This is a genomic window from Thiobacillus thiophilus (assembly GCF_055378705.1).
In genome coordinates this window covers 2,339,839-2,355,585 of sequence record NZ_AP042404.1, presented here as the reverse complement: position 1 = coordinate 2,355,585, position 15,747 = coordinate 2,339,839, and the positions used below count along the sequence as shown (strand labels likewise).

The window sequence follows — 15,747 nt, the reverse complement described above, 5'->3', positions numbered from 1 at the left end:
GCCGCTCCGAATAATGCTATTTCAATAATCTTGGCCCGGATTTTACATCGCTTGTCCACCCTGCCCGGCTTTGCCCTCGTCGTGCTGTTGCTGTCCGCCGGTTCCGCGGGCGCGGAGTCGCTCGTGCTGAAACGCGATGCCGAACTGAGCGACGCCGCGGTGGCGGGCCCGGAAGCGCCGTTGTTCCTGATGGCCGACTGCATCGAATCGAGCACGCCCGGCATCGTCGAAGCCAGCGGCCGCGTGGAAGCCCGCCAGGCCGGCCAGAATTTCTTTGCCGACTGGCTGCTCTACGACACCACGCTGAACGAAGTGCAGGCACGCGGCCAGGTCAGGCTGGAACAGCCCGTGCTGTGGGTGGGGGGCGATTCGCTCAGGCTCAACCTCAACGACTACAGCGGCGAACTCACACAGCCGGTCTACCGGTTCACGACCCAGCCGGGACGCGGCGCCGCCAACCGCATCGATTTCCTCGACAAAACCCATTACGCGCTGCAGGACGCCACCTACACCACCTGCCCGGTCGACAACGACGACTGGTTTCTCAAGGTGCGCGATCTCGACATCGACAAGACCCGCAACGTCGGCACCGCGCACAACGCCTCGCTGCATTTTCTCGGCGTGCCCATCCTGTATACGCCGTGGATGAACTTTCCGCTCGACGACGCACGCAAGACCGGCATGCTGGCGCCGACCATCGGTACCACCGAGCGTAGCGGCTTCGACATCCTGGTGCCGTACTACCTCAACCTCGCACCCAATTACGATGCCACGCTGTACCCGCGCCTGCTGTCCAGCCGCGGCGTGCAGCTGGGCGGCGAATTCCGCTATCTGCTGGGCGAGACCCGCGGCGTGAACCGTCTCGAATACCTGCCCGACGACCGCGAGGCCGACCGCTCGCGCTGGAGCGTGGCGCTGAACAACAGCTACCAGCTGAACGCCAACACCCAGGCCGGCATGCTTTTCAACCGTGTGTCCGACGACGATTATTTCCGCGACCTGTCCAACCTGATTTCCATCACCTCGGTCAGCCACCTCAACCGCGAAGCCTGGGTGGTCACGCAGCATGCCAACTGGAATGCCGAACTGCGGGTGCAAAGCTTCCAGACCCTGCAGGATTCCACCGCGGAGGAATCCATTGTCGAGCCCTATGCGCGCCTGCCGCAGGTCCGCCTGGGAACGACACAGACCCTGGACAACGGCCTCGAATTCAAGCTGGAAAGCGAGGCCACCCGCTTTGCCCACCCCGACTCCACCAACCCCGAAGGCACGCGGGTGCTGGCCTACCCGACGCTGCGCCTGCCGCTCACCAACTCGTTCGGCTTCCTCACCCCGCAAATCGGCTGGCACAGCACCTACTACGCGCTGGACGACGATGCGGCCGAGCCGCGCATCACCCGCAACCTGCCGATCTTCAGTCTCGATAGCGGCGTCTATTTCGACCGTCCGTTCAGCGTTGCCGGGCAGAGTTACGAACAGACGCTGGAGCCGCGCGCCTACTATGTATACGCGCCGTACCGTAATCAGGACGACATTCCAATATTTGACACCGCGCTGCAGGATTTCAGCTACGCGCAGATGTTCACCGAAAACCAGTTCATCGGCGGTGACCGCATCAACGATGCCAACCAGCTGACGCTCGCGGTCACCAGCCGTTTCATCGAAGAGGCCAGCGGACTCGAACGCCTGCAGGTCACCCTCGGCCAGCGCTATTACTTCAGCACCCAGAAGGTCACCCTGGAGCCAGACGATCCCGTCCGCGCCAGCAACGCCACCGACCTGCTCGCCGACGTCAGCGGACAGATCACGCGCGACTGGCGCATCAGCACCGCCTGGCAGTTCGACACCCAGAACGGCACCACCATCCGCCAGAACCTTGGCGCGTCCTACCGGCCCGGCCCCGGCCGCGTATTGAACTTTGGCTACCGCTTCACAGACCAAACCACCGAACAGATCGACCTGTCCGGGCAATGGCCGCTGGGCCGTCGCTGGTATGGCATGTTCCGCTACAACTATTCGTTCCAGGACGACAAGCTGGTCGAAGGCCTGGCGGGGCTTGAATACAACGGTGGCTGCTGGGCGATACGCGCAGTGCTCCAGCGCCTGGCCACCAAGGAAGAGCAGTCCACCGATGCGCTGTTCTTCCAACTCGAGTTGAACGGCATGGGGCGTCTCGGCGCCAATCCGCTCGACGTTTTGAAACAAAGTGTTCCCGGATACAGGCCCAGCAATGAAATTATTCAAACACCCTGAATGGCGCCGCCCGCAGCGGGTATTGGCCCAAACGTTTCATAAATTGACGCTCGGGCTATCGCTGCTGATTGCCGCATCGACCCTGCTTCCTGCCCACGCCGCCGTGCAGACGCTCGACCACATCGTCGCCATCGTCAACGACGAAGTCATCACCCGCCAGGAACTGGCCAGGCGCTACCAGGAAGTGGTACGGAACCTGTCGCGCCAGAATACGCCGCTACCGTCGCGCGAGGCGCTGGAAAAGCAGCTGCTCGAACGCATGGTTACCGAACTGGCGCTACAGCAGCATGCCCGTAGCACCGGCATCCGGGTCGACCCGGCGCAGGTCGAGCGTGCATTGCAGCGCATCGCCGCCCAGAACAAGCTCGACCTGGCGGGGCTTGTGGCCGCGCTGGAAAAGGAAGGCCAGAGCCTCGACAGCATGCGCAACACCATCCGTAACGAGCTCCTCATCGCACGCGCCCGCGAACGCGACGTCGACAACCGCATCTCGGTCAGCGACGCCGAGATCGAAGGCTACCTGCAAACGCAGGTACAGCAGGGCATGGAGACGGAATACGACTTCGCCCACATTCTCGTTACCGTGCCGGAAAACGCCTCGCCCGAGCAGATCCAGGCACGCCGCGCCCGCGCCGAGGACATCCTCGCCCAGCTCGCCGCGGGCGCCGATTTCGCGCAGCTGTCGGCTAGCCATTCCGATGCCGCCAACGCGCTGCAGGGCGGCGCCTTCGGCTGGCGCGCCAGCGGCAAGATACCGGTGCTGTTTGCCGATGCCCTGAAGCCGCTGCAACCCGGCCAGGTCAGCCCGCTGCTTAAAAGCAGCAATGGCTTCCACATCCTCAAGCTCAACGACAAGCGAGGGCTTGACGCCACCCTCAGCGTCACCCAGACGCACGCCCGCCACATCCTCATCAAGACCAACGAGCTCACCGCGGAGGCCGATGCCCGCAACCGGCTGCTGCAGCTGAAAGAACGCATTGACAACGGCGTGAAATTCGACGAACTGGCACGCCTGCATTCCGAAGACGCCAGCGCCTCAAAGGGTGGCGACCTTGGCTGGATCAACCCCGGCGATACCGTGCCCGATTTCGAGAAGGCGATGAACGCCCTGCAGCCGGGCGAAGTCAGCGCACCGGTCCAGTCACCCTTCGGCTGGCACCTGATCCAGGTGCTGGAACGCCGCGACCAGGACGTCACGCAGGAACGCCAGAAACTGATGGCGCGCCAGGCGATTCGCGAGCGCAAGGGGGAAGAAGCCTTCCAGGACTGGGTGCGGCAGATCCGCGATTCGGCCTACGTCGAACTGCGTCCGCTCGACTGATTTCGACATGACCGCGACGCTGCCCGTGCTCGCGCTCACCGCAGGCGAGCCCGCCGGAATCGGCCCCGACCTCTGCATTGCACTGTCGCAACAGGCATTGCCATGCCGCCTCTCGGTGCTCGGTGACGTCGAGGTGCTGCACGCCCGCGCGGCGCAGCTGGGCATCGCGGTCGACTTCATCCTCGGCGACGCCATCCCGGCGCACCAGCGGGGCGCGCTGCACGTGCGTCACATTGCGGCCGCGGCACCCGTCACCGCAGGCAGGCTCGACCCCCGCAACAGTCCCCACGTGCTGGCCCTGCTCGACGCCGCCCTTGCCGGCTGCCTGGACGGCACCTATCACGCCGTCGTCACCGCGCCGGTGCACAAGAGCATCATCAACGACGCCGGCTTTGCCTTCACCGGTCACACCGAATACCTGGCCGACCACAGCGGAACCAGGCGGGTCGTGATGATGCTCGCCGGCGGTGGCCTGCGCGTCGCGCTGGCCACCACCCACCTGCCGCTGCGCGCGGTGGCCGACGCCATCACGGCGGGACTGCTCGATGAGGTGATCCGCATCCTCTACGCTGACCTGAAAAACAAGTTCGGCATCATTCGGCCGCGCATTGTGGTGGCCGGCCTCAACCCGCACGCCGGCGAGTCCGGCCACCTGGGGCGCGAGGAAATCGACGTCATCGAACCCGTGCTTGAACGCCTGCGCAGCGAAGGCATCGATCTCGTCGGCCCCTTGCCCGCCGACACCCTGTTCTCGCGCATCCGCGTCGATCCCTGCGACGCCGTGCTGGCGATGTATCACGACCAGGGCCTGCCCGTCCTCAAGTACGCCAGCTTCGGCGCCGGCGTGAACATCACCCTGGGCCTGCCCTTCATCCGCACCTCGGTCGACCACGGCACCGCGCTCGACCTCGCCGGCACGGGACGCGCGGAAGTGGGCAGCCTGCTGGCGGCGATCGAGGTGGCGATGGAGATGGTTGGCAGGGGTCAGGGAATAGCGTGATGCCCGTTAATATAAAACGCGGCTAAAAGCCGCACAAAAAACCCTGATCCCTGAAATGCACACCCCCCGCAAACGCTTCGGCCAGAATTTCCTCATCGACGACGGCATCATTCACGCCATCGTCAACGCCATCCAGCCGCAGGCGGGGGAAACCGTGGTCGAGATCGGTCCTGGCCTCGGGGCGCTGACCAGGCCCCTGCTCGAACGCCTGCCGCACCTGCATGCGGTCGAGCTTGACCGCGACATCGTCGCACGCCTGCAGCGGGCATGGCCGGCCGACCGCCTCACCGTGCATAGCTGCGACGCCTTGAAGTTCGATTTCGCCCAGCTCGGCCACGATCTGCGCATCATCGGCAATCTTCCGTACAACATTTCCACGCCGCTGCTGTTCCACCTGTTGGCGTTCGCCGCGCACATCCGCGACATGACCTTCATGCTGCAGAAGGAAGTCGTCGAACGCATGGTTGCCGAGCCCTCGACCAACGATTACGGACGGCTGTCGATCATGCTGCAGCGCCGCTTCCACCTCGAATGGCTACTCGACGTGCCACCCACCGCCTTCGACCCGCCGCCCAAGGTCAACTCCGCAGTCGTCCGGCTGATTCCAAAAACCCCGGCTGAAATCGTCACGCTCAACGAAGCGCTGTTTGCGCGCGTGGTCGCCGCTGCGTTTTCGCAACGCCGCAAGACGCTGCGAAACACGCTGGGCAGTCTGATAAAGCCGGAGGACTTCGCTGCACTCGGAATCGATGCCGGCAAGCGCGCGGAAAACCTTTCCCTCGCCGACTACGAGGCCATCACCCGCCACCTTGGCAATCTGCGGCAGTCTGCTTGATCGTTTCCTCCGGGGCAACGCTCAGTCCGGCAGGAAGGGATAGTCGGTGTAGCCCTTCTCTTCCCCGCTGTAGAGCGTTTCGTAGTCAGGCGCATTAAGCGGCGCACCGCGGCGGAAACGCTCGACCAGGTCGGGGTTGGCCAGCAGCAGCCGGCCGAAGGCAATCGCATCGGCCGCGCCGGACATCACCGCCTGCTGCGCCGTTTCGAAGTCGTAGCCGTTGTTGCGGATGAGGTTTCCAGAATACAGCGCGCGCAGCTGGTCATAGTCGAACGGAATCCACTGTTCTTTGGGCGCGCCGCCGGTTCCCTGCAGCACGTCGAGGAAGGCCAGGTTCAGCGAATTCAGCTGCGTGACAACGTAATCGAACGTCTCCTGCGGATAGTCGTCGCTGATGTCGCTGAAGGTCGTCACCGGCGACAGCCGCAGGCCGACGCGGTCATTGCCGATTGCCTTGCAGACTGCGTCCATCACCTCCAGCAGCAGGCGCGCGCGGTTTTCCTTGCTGCCGCCGTAGGCATCGGTGCGCTGGTTGGTGGACGAACGCAGGAACTGATCCAGCAGATAACCGTTGCCGGCGTGGATTTCCACCCCGTCAAAACCCGCGTCCATCGCATTGCGCGCCGCCTGGGCGTAGCTTTCAATCAGGACGGGCAATTCGGCAAGATCGAGCGCGCGCGGTGTGACGAAATCCTTCATGCCCTGCCCGGTGAACGCCTGCCCGGCCGGGCGGATCGCCGACGGCGCGACCGGCAGGGCACCGCCCGGCTGCAGGTCGGGGTGCGAAATCCGCCCCACGTGCCACAGCTGCAGCGCGATCCTGCCGCCAGCGCCATGCACCGCGTCCGTCACCAGCTTCCAGCCGGCGGTCTGCTCGGGCGTATGAATACCGGGCGTGCGCGGGTAGCCGTGACCTTCCGGACAGATCGGCGTCGCCTCGGTCAGGATCAGGCCAGCCGACGCGCGCTGGCGATAGTATTCGGCCATCAGCGGCGTCGGCACATTGCCGGCGGCGGCACGATTACGCGTCAGCGAGGACATCACCACGCGGTTGGGCAGTTCGATGGCGCCGAAGCGGGCTGGCGAAAAAAGATCGGTCATGTCGGGTTCCTTTGGGTTAAGTCGTGCGAGCAAGTCAGCCCGCAGCCATTTAAATTCATGATGCCACGCCTGGCGGGGCGAGATTCGGTTTCCTGATCTTCCCCAGCCAATAACCCCGCTGGGGGATTTACCTGCTGCCTTTATACTCGTGACAATTGCACATGCAGCTCAACATCAACTCACTGCCAAGGATTCCAAGATGATCGAAAACCAGGAAAGTGTCAACCAGGCCCGTTTCAATAAAACCCTGACGCTGTTCGATGCCGCCAATGCGGAAGACCCCAACCTGGACGAGGGTCAGCCGAAGGAACTGCTGTATTCCAAACGCATGTCCGACATGATCGGCCGCTTTGCGCCGGATGCGTCGGAAGCCGCACAACTCGCGGTGCGCGCCCAGCACATCCAGCGCTGGAAGGTGCCGCGCAACACCTATCCGATGACCAGGGAAGGCTATCACGCATGGCGCACCGGGCTGTACGCGCTCCAGGCCGATACCGCCGGCGAGCTGATGCGCCAGGCCGGCTATGACGATGCGATGATCGAACGGGTCAAGATGGCGGTGGGCAAGCGCGGCATCAAGAGCAACCCGGACACGCAGCTGCTGGAGGATATCGCCGACCTGGTCTTCATCGAGCATTACCTGCTGGGCTTTGCCCACAGCAAGCCCGACTACGATGAGGCGAAATGGCTGGAAATCATCCGCAAGACGTGGAAGAAGATGTCGAAGAACGCCCAGGCCTTTGCCCTGTCCGGCAAGATCAAGCTGCCGGAGACCCTGGTGCCGCTGATCACCAAGGCAATCAGTCAGTAAGCGCAGCGGCGCGGGCGCATGCCGACTTCACTGCGCCGACTTCACTCCGCCCACTCTTTCACCCACCCCGCGGTTCCCTTCTGGATGAACTCGATCGGGTAGCCGTCCGGGTCTTCAATGAACGCAATCACGGTCGTACCATGCGACATCGGCCCGGCCGGGCGCAACACCTTGCCGCCTTTTTCCGAGACCGCATCGCACGCGGCATAGGCGTCGTCGACCTCAAGGGCGATGTGGCCGTAGCCGCTGCCGAGCTCGTATTTGTCGACGCCCCAGTTGTAGGTCAGTTCGAGCACCGCCGCCTTGTCTTCGCTGTCGTACCCGACGAAGGCGAGGGTAAATTTCCCGGCTGGATAGTCGTTGCGGCGCAGCAGTTTCATGCCTAGGACGTTGGTGTAGAAACTGATCGAGCGATCGAGATCGCCTACCCGCAGCATGGTATGAAGTAGTCTCATTTTGCAGTCCTTTGTGTCTTTGTTTGACGCATCAAATCTGAAACAGCACAGCAGTCATTGTGCGCAATTCGGCGCGCCTTGCCAACGCGTCGGGGCACAGTTCGGCGACCTGCGCCCAGAAGCGCGGCGAGTGGTCAAGGTGAACCAGGTGCGCAAGTTCGTGCGCGGCAACGTAGTCGATCAGCGCGAGCGGCGCCTGCACCAGCCGCCAGTTGAGACGGACATGGCCGTGCCGGGTGCAGCTGCCCCATTGCGTCTGCGCGTTGGACAGGGCGAAGCGGCTGGGTGCGCGCCCCAGCCGGCGCGCGATACGCGCCATCCGCCAGGCCAGCAGGCGGATGGCCTGGCCGTGCAGCCAGCCGCGGATCAGCGCACCCACATCGGCGTCGAGCGGGGCATGCACACACAGGCTGCCGCCGCGACGCTGGATATCAACGAACAGGGAGGCCCGAATGTCGAGCGTGAGCGCGCGCCCGAGAAAACGCACTTCGGCCACGGAGTCGACGCACGCTTGCGGCGAACGCGCCTGCAAGCGGGTCCATGTGCGATGCAGCCAGTCATGCTGCTGCCGCACATAGCATTCGATTTCGGCGCGCGGGGTCCAGCTCGGTGCGTGGATGCGCACTTCGCGCGGTGTGACGGTCAGGCCCAGCGTACGGCGGCGGTGCGAGCGCCGCAACTGGTACGGAACGGCGGCGTCACCGATCTGCAGGACGCCGCTATTGGCGTGGGGCAGCAGGGGGCAGCCTCGTCATTTCGGTTTCGATCCACGCCTCGACTGCGCGGGTGAGTTCCGCCGCGCTCTTGCCGGCGGTCTCGATGGCCGGGCCGATGCTGACGGTAATGGTGCCGGGGCGTTTGACGAAGGCATTCTTCGGCCACACCTCGCCGGCGTTGTGCGCCACCGGCACGATGGGGGTGCCGGTCTCCGCCGCCAGCCAGGCGCCGCCGATGCCATAACGCCCTTTCTCGCCGGGGGCGACGCGGGTGCCCTCGGGAAACACCAATACCCAGAAACCCTGCTCAAGTTTGGCCTTGCCCTTGCTCACGATCTGCTTCAGCGCCTCGCGCCCGGCGCCGCGGTCGATGGCGATCGGCGAGAGCATGCGGTAGGCCCAGCCGAAGAACGGCACGTTCAGCAACTCCTGCTTGATCACCGCCGACACCGGCGGGAACAGGAACAGAAACGCCACCGTTTCCCATGCCGACTGGTGCTTGGCCAGCACCACCGCCGGGCGGGCAGGCAGGTTCTCGCGGCCGCGCACCACGTAGCGGATGCCGAGCACCTTGCGCGCAAGCCAGATGACGATATGGTTGTAGCCGGTGATCATGCGGTAGCGGGTGTGCGCCGAAAACGGAAAACTGAACAGCGCAACCATACTGAAAAACACCGTCAGCGCAGTCTGCATCACTGCGAAAACAACCGAGCGGATCAGGCTCATGCGGCCGTTTTCAGCAAGTGATCGACGACCTCGCTCAGGTCGGCGAACACCGGGGTGTTCTCGGGCAGGCCGCCGGCCGCCAGGGTTTTTTCGCCCTTGCCGGTTTTGACCAGCAGAGGGCGCGCGCCCACACGTGCTGCCGCAAGCAGGTCGCGCAGCGAATCGCCAATAGCCGGCACATCGTGCAGGTCATGGCCATAACGCGCGGCAATTTCATTCAACAGCCCCGGTCTGGGCTTGCGGCAATCGCAGTTCATCTCGGCCGCATGCGGGCAGTAAAACACTGCTTCGATGCGTCCCCCCGCCTGTGCCGCCGCCTTGTGCATCTTGGCGTGGATGGCGTTGAGCGTCACCATCTCGAACAATCCGCGCGCCAGGCCGGATTGATTGGTCGCCACCACCACCCGCCAACCCTCGCGCGTCAGCCGCGCGATCGCCTCCAGGCTGCCCGGAATGGGCTTCCATTCGTCGGGTGACTTGATGAACTGGTCGGAGTCGAAATTGATGACGCCGTCGCGGTCGAGAATGATGAGTTTCATGGCGAGACTCCTGCTGCGCAGAAAGCCATCTTACGCCGCCAGCCGCGACAAGTCCGCAACCCGGTTCATGGTCTGGTGCAACCGGTACAGCAGCGCCAGCCGGTTGGCTTTGAGCGTGGGATCGTCGGCGTTCACCATCACCTGGTCGAAAAAGGCATCGACCGGCGCCTTGAGCGCCGCCAGCGCCTGCAGCGACGCTGTGTAGTCGCCTGCGGCAAATGCGGCGTCGGCGCGCGGGGCAATCTCGGAAAGCGCGGCAAACAGCGCCGTTTCCGCCGTCTCGGCGAACAATGCCGCGTTGACCCCGCCGCCCGCCTCGCCCTCGGTCTTTTTCAGGATATTGCCGACACGCTTGTTGGCCGCGGCGAGCGTGGGGGCTTCCGGCAATGCTGCGAAGGCACGCACCGCCTCCAGTTGCTTCGGTACCAGATGGATCTGCGTCGGGTTCAGGCTCAGCACCGCATCGACCTCGTTCGCGGAATAGCCCTGTTCGCGCATCGCGCCACTGAGGCGCTCGAACACGAACATGTACACATCAGTGTGCGCCTGTCCGAGCAATCCCTGCGGGAAGGCGGCGAAGGCGATATTAACCAGATCGTCCAGGCTCAGCGGCAAGCTCTTTTCGATCAGCATGCGAATCACGCCCAGCGCATGACGACGCAGCGCAAACGGATCCCTGTCGCCGCTGGGTTTCTCGCCGATGCCGAACAGCCCCACCAGCGTCTCCAGCTTGTCCGCCAGCGCCACGCACACGCCGACATCGCTGCGCGGCAGCGCGTCGCCGGCAAAGCGAGGCTTGTAGTGGTCCTCGATGGCGAAGGCGATGTCGTCGGCCAGCCCATCGTGCTGCGCGTAATAGCGCCCCATGATGCCTTGCAGCTCGGGAAACTCGCCGACCATATCGGTGAGCAGGTCGGCCTTGGCCAGCAGCGCAGCCTGATCGGCCTTCAGCGCAATGGCCTCGCCGCCGATCTGCTCGCCGATGGCGCGGGCAATCGCCTGTACCCGCGTCACGCGCTCGCCCTGGGTGCCGAGCTTGTTGTGGTAAACGACCCTGGCCAGCCCCAGCACGCGCGAGTCCAGCGCCTTTTTGCGGTCCTGGTCGTAGAAGAATTTGGCGTCGGCCAGACGCGGGCGCACCACGCGTTCGTTGCCGCCAATGACGGCAGACGCATCGGCAGGCGAGATATTGGAAACGATGAGGAAGCGGTTAGTCAGCTTGCCTTGCGCGTCCAACAACGGGAAGTATTTCTGGTTTGCCTTCATGGTCAGGATCAGGCATTCCTGCGGCACTTCGAGAAAGGCCTCCTCGAACGTACCGACCAGCACATTGGGACGCTCGACCAACGCGGTGACTTCATCCAGCAGCGCGTCGTCCTCGACCGGCGTCAAACCCGAGGGCGCAGCTGCAGATTGCAGCTGGCGAACGATCTCGGCGCGGCGCTCGGCAAAGCTGGCGATCACTGCGCCCTCGTCTTTCATTTGGCTGGCGTAGCTGTCAGCGCTCCGGATCACCACCGGACTGACGCGCGCTTCGAAGCGATGGCCCTGCGTGTCGCGCCCGGCCGTCAAGCCCAGCACGGACAGCGGCACAATGTCCGTGCCATGCAGCGCAACCAGCCCGTGCACCGGACGCACGAAGTGCACGCTGCTCCAGCCGTCGGCCAGCTGGTACTGCATCACCTTCGGGATAGGTAGCTTCGCCATCGCCGCTTCGAGCGCGTGCTGCAGGCCGTCGGCGAGCTTCGTGCCCGGTGCGATGCTGTCGTGGAACAGCGCTTCATTCTTGCCGTCTGCCGCGCGGCGCAACTGGCTGACGGCGGACGTATCGGCACCCAGCACGGCCAGGCGCTTCAGCAGCGCAGGCGTCGCCTTGCCCTCTGCATCCAGACCCACGGCAACCGGCATCAGCTTGGTCGACACCGGCTTGTCGGCGGCGCGCTGCAGGACGCCTTCGATGTGCACGCCAAGGCGACGCGGCGAGGCAAAGTTAGCGACCGCAGCCTTCGCCTCGGTCAGTCCCTGCGCGACCAAACTTTCGGCAAGCTCGGCAGCAAAGGCCTCGCCCAGCTTCTTCAGCGCCTTGGGCGGCAGTTCTTCGACAAAGAGTTCAACGAGCAAATTTTCGGTGATCATGCCGCAGCCTTCTTTTCAATCTGTGCCAGCACTTCGTCTGCCCAGGCCTTGGGCGCCATCGGGAAACCTAGCCGCGCCCGGCTATCGAGATAACTCTTCGCCACCGCGCGCGCCAGGTTGCGAATGCGGCCGATATACGCCGCGCGCTCGGTCACCGAAATCGCGCCGCGCGCGTCGAGCAGGTTGAAGGTATGCGCGGCCTTCAGCACCTGCTCGTAGGCCGGCAGTGCGAGCTGAACCGCCATCAGTTCCTGCGCCTTCTTCTCGTGCGCGGAAAAGGCAGCGAGCAGAAAATCGACGTCGCTGTGCTCGAAGTTGTAGGCCGACTGCTCGACCTCGTTCTGGTGGTAGACGTCGCGGTAGGTCAACCCCTCGGTCCAGACCAGGTCGAACACGCTCTCCACCCCCTGCAGATACATCGCCAGGCGCTCCAGACCGTAGGTGATTTCGCCGGTGATCGGCTTCACATCAATGCCGCCGACCTGCTGAAAGTAGGTGAACTGCGTCACTTCCATGCCGTTCAGCCACACCTCCCAGCCCAGCCCCCAGGCGCCGAGCGTGGGGTTTTCCCAGTCGTCCTCGACGAAACGCACGTCGTTCTTTTTCAGATCGAAGCCCAGTGCTTCCAGCGAACCGAGATACAACTCCAGAATATCGGCGGGTGCCGGTTTGAGCACCACCTGAAACTGGTAGTAATGCTGCAGCCGGTTGGGGTTGTCGCCGTAGCGCCCATCCTTGGGCCGGCGGCTCGGCTGCACGTAGGCCGCCTTCCACGGCTCCGGTCCAAGCGCACGCAGAAAGGTCGCGGTATGCGAAGTACCGGCGCCGACCTCCATGTCGTAAGGCTGCAAAAGCGCACAGCCGCGCTCAGCCCAGTAGCGTTGCAGGGTGAGGATGATGTCCTGAAAGGTGGGTTTCACGGCGGATGAGCGGCTTTTCTGGAAAGCGGCATTTTAACGTGGTTGGAAGGGGTTTCGTTGTCGGTTGTAGCGGGGAATGCTGCCGAGCTGCTGACCGTGGGCCGGGGGTAGCCAGGCAGCTAGTCACTTTTCTTGTCTCGCCAAGAAAAGTAACCAAAAGAAGGCGACCCCGACAGCCACGAATTCCCGAAAATCCGCCCTGCCGCGACGGGCGGCGAAGAACTCGCCCCGCTTTTTCTGAGCTGATTCAATTTTTGTGAGCGGGGCTCAAACACCTTCGCCGCTGATCCGCCCGGCAGGGCCAATTCTCGGCGTGGCTGTAAGGGGGAACACAAAACCAGGCCGGTGGTAACGGGACAGTTTGTGTACTTGGGCGAGCTTTACTGCGAAGCACTCAATCCGGTCTGCGACGTTTGCGCATAGTCAAACTGGTTTTGACTTTCTTCCCCTTACAGATCCGCCGAAGATCAAGTGCGGCGGGTGGATCAGCGGCAAAGGTGTTTGAGCCCCGCCCACAAAAAACAAAATTAAAACAATCAGGCGGGGCGAGTTCTTTGCCGCCCACCCGACGCGCTTGATCTTCGGGAATTCGGGACTGTCGGGGTCGCCTTTTCTTTGGTTACTTTCTTTTGGCGAAGCAAAAGAAAGTAACTAGCCGCCGGGCTACCCCCGGCCAACGGTCGGCGGTCCTGCAAAATCCTTCACTGGTATTGACAGCCACCTTCGCTAAGCTCAGGACAGGCTCAGGGCGAACAGCGCTGAGGGGCGCTGCCAGCCCTAAGCACTCGCCATTTCCAGCGCCTCAATCTCCCCCGACAATTCCAGCCACTCCCCCTCTTCAATCGCCAGTTCGTCAATGACATGCTGAAGCTGCTTGCCGGTTTCAGTAATTTCCTCGACAGAAAGCGTCCCGCCCAGGCGGGCTTCCAACGCCGCCTTTTCCCCTTGTAGCGCAGCCATGCTTTTGTCGAGCTTCTCCAGTTTCTGCTTGAGCGACTTGATCCTGCCCGATGACACCGGCTTCTTCGCCGCCACCGATGCAGGTTCCGCTCTGGCAACCGGGGTCTCACCCCCCTTGCCCGCCTGCTTCAATTCTTCGCGCAGGCGCTTGCCCTCATCCAGCAAATACCGCTGGTAGTCGTCCAGGTCGCCGTCGAACGGCTCCACCCCGCCGCGCGTGACCAGCCAGAATTCGTCGCACACCGAACGCAGCAGGGCGCGGTCGTGGCTGACCAGCATGAGGGTGCCCTCGAACTCGTTCAAGGCCATCGCCAGCGCTTCGCGGGTGGCGAGGTCGAGGTGGTTGGTCGGCTCGTCCAGCAGCAAGAGATTCGGCCGCTGCCACACGATCATGCACAGCACCAACCGCGCTTTTTCGCCGCCGCTCATGGTGCCGACGGCCTGCTTGACCATGTCGCCGTTGAAGTTGAAGGTGCCGAGGAAGTTGCGCAGATCCTGCTCGCGGCTGCTGAACTGGCCGGCGCCGCCGTTGGCGATGGTGTCGCGGGCGAGGCGGATCATGTGTTCCAGCGGGGTGTCTTTGGGGCGCAGCACGTCGAGTTCCTGCTGCGCGAAGTAGCCGATGTTGAGGCCGCGCCCCTCGATCACCTCGCCCGCAACCACCGGCAAGGTGCGCGCGATGGTCTTCACCAGCGTCGATTTGCCCTGGCCGTTGGCGCCGAGGATACCGATGCGCTGCCCGGCGAAGACCGACTTGCTGACGTTCTGCACGATCACCGTCGGCAATGTGCCTGGGGGCGCATCCGCGGGCGGCGGGTAGCCGAAGCTGGCGTCGTCGATGGTCAGCATGGGGTTGGGCAGGTTGAGCGGCTCCTTGAATTCGAAGGTAAAATCCGCGCTCGCCAGCATCGGCGCCAGGCGTTCCATGCGATCCAGCGCCTTGACCCGGCTTTGCGCCTGTTTGGCCTTGCTGGCCTTGGCCTTGAAGCGGTTGATGAAATCCTGCAGGTGGGCGATCTTGTCCTGCTGTTTGGCGAACGCCGCCTGCTGCAGCGCCATCTGCTCGGCGCGCATGTCCTCGAAGGTGCTGTAGTTGCCGCCGTAGCGGGTGAGCTGGCCGTTTTCGATGTGGATGGTGACGTTGGTCACGGCGTCGAGAAACTCGCGGTCATGGCTGATCACCAGCATGGTGCCGGGGTATTTTTTCAGCCAGGCTTCCAGCCACACCAGCGCATCGAGGTCGAGGTGGTTGGTGGGTTCGTCGAGCAGCAGCAGGTCGGACGGGCACATCAGCGCCCGCGCCAATTGGAGTCTCATCCGCCAGCCGCCGGAAAAGCTGTTGACCGGCTGGTTCAGCTCGCGTACCTGGAAGCCAAGCCCGAGGATCAGCGCCTGCGCGCGCGACTGCGCGTCGTGCGCGCCGGCGTCGTGCAGCGCCATGTAGGCGTGCGCCATGCGCTCGCCGTCGTCGCTGGCTTCGGCGGCATCCACCTCGGCCTGTGCCGCGACCAACTGGCTGTCGCCGGCGATGACGAAGTCGGTCGCGGGCTCGCTCGTTTCCGGCATGTCCTGCGCTACCTGCGCCATGCGCCACTGCGACGGCATGGAGAAGTCGCCCTTGTCTTCGTGCAGGGTGCCGTTCAGGAGCGCGAACAGGCTGGACTTGCCAGCGCCGTTGCGCCCCACCAGGCCGACCCGCTCGCCGGGGTTGATCGACACCGATGCGTTGTCGAGCAAAACCTTGGCGCTACGCCGCAGGCTGAGATTCTTGAGGATGATCATGCAGAAGATGCGGCGCGCAGAACACGCCCCGCTTAAATCGTTAAAGCCGGATTTTACCCCGACATGGGCTCCCACCCGTTCGGGAAGTCGACCGTTTGCCGTTTCGACGCCGGTTGACGGTTTTTCGTCAGCCCACGCAAGCGCCCCAACCGGCCCCTTCAAGCCGGACTTTGCAAGCCTTTGTTTTGTCGA

The 15,747-nt window shown here is 63.7% G+C and carries 13 protein-coding genes; 5 read left to right on the top strand and 8 right to left on the bottom strand.

The window, feature by feature from the left end; genetic code table 11:
- Window positions 1-51 precede the first annotated feature (51 nt).
- Genes ACZ41T_RS11585 through rsmA form a run of 4 tightly spaced genes read left to right on the top strand, consistent with a single transcriptional unit; the run spans window position 52 to window position 5,409 of the window.
- Window positions 52-2,253, top strand: coding sequence for an LPS-assembly protein LptD (locus ACZ41T_RS11585; protein WP_464921548.1), 2,202 nt, complete (start codon window positions 52-54; stop codon window positions 2,251-2,253).
- On the top strand, window positions 2,231-3,574 hold the full coding sequence (locus ACZ41T_RS11580) for a peptidylprolyl isomerase (RefSeq protein WP_464921547.1): 1,344 nt from the start codon (window positions 2,231-2,233) through the stop codon (window positions 3,572-3,574). The genes ACZ41T_RS11585 and ACZ41T_RS11580 overlap by 23 nt, the downstream gene beginning before the upstream one ends.
- A 7-nt stretch (window positions 3,575-3,581) precedes the next feature.
- On the top strand, window positions 3,582-4,574 hold the full coding sequence (gene pdxA / locus ACZ41T_RS11575) for a 4-hydroxythreonine-4-phosphate dehydrogenase PdxA (protein ID WP_464921546.1): 993 nt from the start codon (window positions 3,582-3,584) through the stop codon (window positions 4,572-4,574).
- 55 nt (window positions 4,575-4,629) lie between these two features.
- Window positions 4,630-5,409 carry a 16S rRNA (adenine(1518)-N(6)/adenine(1519)-N(6))-dimethyltransferase RsmA gene (rsmA, locus tag ACZ41T_RS11570; RefSeq protein ID WP_464921545.1) on the top strand — a complete coding sequence of 260 codons (780 nt, stop codon included), beginning with the start codon at window positions 4,630-4,632 and terminating at the stop codon, window positions 5,407-5,409.
- Window positions 5,410-5,430: 21 nt separating this feature from the next.
- On the opposite strand, the gene ACZ41T_RS11565 is transcribed toward rsmA, so the two are convergent.
- Window positions 5,431-6,510: an alkene reductase gene (locus ACZ41T_RS11565; protein ID WP_464921544.1), complete on the bottom strand. Its 1,080-nt coding sequence runs from the start codon at window positions 6,508-6,510 to the stop codon at window positions 5,431-5,433.
- A gap of 199 nt (window positions 6,511-6,709) precedes the next feature.
- On the opposite strand from ACZ41T_RS11565, the gene ACZ41T_RS11560 reads away from it, so the two are divergent.
- Window positions 6,710-7,321 carry a DUF4202 domain-containing protein gene (locus tag ACZ41T_RS11560; protein ID WP_464921543.1) on the top strand — a complete coding sequence of 204 codons (612 nt, stop codon included), beginning with the start codon at window positions 6,710-6,712 and terminating at the stop codon, window positions 7,319-7,321.
- 41 nt (window positions 7,322-7,362) lie between these two features.
- On the opposite strand, the gene gloA is transcribed toward ACZ41T_RS11560, so the two are convergent.
- The 7 genes from gloA to ACZ41T_RS11525 all read right to left on the bottom strand — a co-directional run bounded on the left by gloA (window position 7,363) and on the right by ACZ41T_RS11525 (window position 15,555).
- On the bottom strand, window positions 7,363-7,776 hold the full coding sequence (gene gloA, locus ACZ41T_RS11555) for a lactoylglutathione lyase (RefSeq protein ID WP_464921542.1): 414 nt from the start codon (window positions 7,774-7,776) through the stop codon (window positions 7,363-7,365).
- Between the two features lie 31 nt (window positions 7,777-7,807).
- Window positions 7,808-8,455 carry a M48 family metallopeptidase gene (locus ACZ41T_RS11550; RefSeq protein ID WP_464921541.1) on the bottom strand — a complete coding sequence of 216 codons (648 nt, stop codon included), beginning with the start codon at window positions 8,453-8,455 and terminating at the stop codon, window positions 7,808-7,810.
- Window positions 8,456-8,495: 40 nt separating this feature from the next.
- A complete protein-coding gene (locus ACZ41T_RS11545; protein ID WP_464921540.1) occupies window positions 8,496-9,218 on the bottom strand; it encodes a lysophospholipid acyltransferase family protein in 723 nt (240 codons plus the stop codon).
- On the bottom strand, window positions 9,215-9,757 hold the full coding sequence (gmhB, locus tag ACZ41T_RS11540) for a D-glycero-beta-D-manno-heptose 1,7-bisphosphate 7-phosphatase (protein WP_464921539.1): 543 nt from the start codon (window positions 9,755-9,757) through the stop codon (window positions 9,215-9,217). Before gmhB ends, ACZ41T_RS11545 begins: the two co-directional genes overlap by 4 nt.
- A 30-nt stretch (window positions 9,758-9,787) precedes the next feature.
- Window positions 9,788-11,893, bottom strand: coding sequence for a glycine--tRNA ligase subunit beta (gene glyS / locus ACZ41T_RS11535; RefSeq protein ID WP_464921538.1), 2,106 nt, complete (start codon window positions 11,891-11,893; stop codon window positions 9,788-9,790).
- Window positions 11,890-12,813, bottom strand: a complete 924-nt coding sequence (glyQ, locus tag ACZ41T_RS11530; RefSeq protein WP_464921537.1) for a glycine--tRNA ligase subunit alpha — start codon at window positions 12,811-12,813, stop codon at window positions 11,890-11,892. Before glyQ ends, glyS begins: the two co-directional genes overlap by 4 nt.
- A gap of 777 nt (window positions 12,814-13,590) precedes the next feature.
- Window positions 13,591-15,555, bottom strand: a complete 1,965-nt coding sequence (locus ACZ41T_RS11525; protein WP_464921536.1) for an ABC-F family ATP-binding cassette domain-containing protein — start codon at window positions 15,553-15,555, stop codon at window positions 13,591-13,593.
- Window positions 15,556-15,747 lie beyond the last annotated feature (192 nt).

Coding starts and splice junctions, on each gene's coding strand:
- ACZ41T_RS11545 (WP_464921540.1), bottom strand. CDS start 9,218: ATGAGCCTGATCCGCTCGGTTGTTTTCGCAGTGATGCAGACTGCGCTG.
- rsmA (WP_464921545.1), top strand. CDS start 4,630: ATGCACACCCCCCGCAAACGCTTCGGCCAGAATTTCCTCATCGACGAC.
- gloA (WP_464921542.1), bottom strand. CDS start 7,776: ATGAGACTACTTCATACCATGCTGCGGGTAGGCGATCTCGATCGCTCG.
- ACZ41T_RS11560 (WP_464921543.1), top strand. CDS start 6,710: ATGATCGAAAACCAGGAAAGTGTCAACCAGGCCCGTTTCAATAAAACC.
- pdxA (WP_464921546.1), top strand. CDS start 3,582: ATGACCGCGACGCTGCCCGTGCTCGCGCTCACCGCAGGCGAGCCCGCC.
- ACZ41T_RS11525 (WP_464921536.1), bottom strand. CDS start 15,555: ATGATCATCCTCAAGAATCTCAGCCTGCGGCGTAGCGCCAAGGTTTTG.
- glyS (WP_464921538.1), bottom strand. CDS start 11,893: ATGATCACCGAAAATTTGCTCGTTGAACTCTTTGTCGAAGAACTGCCG.
- ACZ41T_RS11565 (WP_464921544.1), bottom strand. CDS start 6,510: ATGACCGATCTTTTTTCGCCAGCCCGCTTCGGCGCCATCGAACTGCCC.
- ACZ41T_RS11580 (WP_464921547.1), top strand. CDS start 2,231: ATGAAATTATTCAAACACCCTGAATGGCGCCGCCCGCAGCGGGTATTG.
- gmhB (WP_464921539.1), bottom strand. CDS start 9,757: ATGAAACTCATCATTCTCGACCGCGACGGCGTCATCAATTTCGACTCC.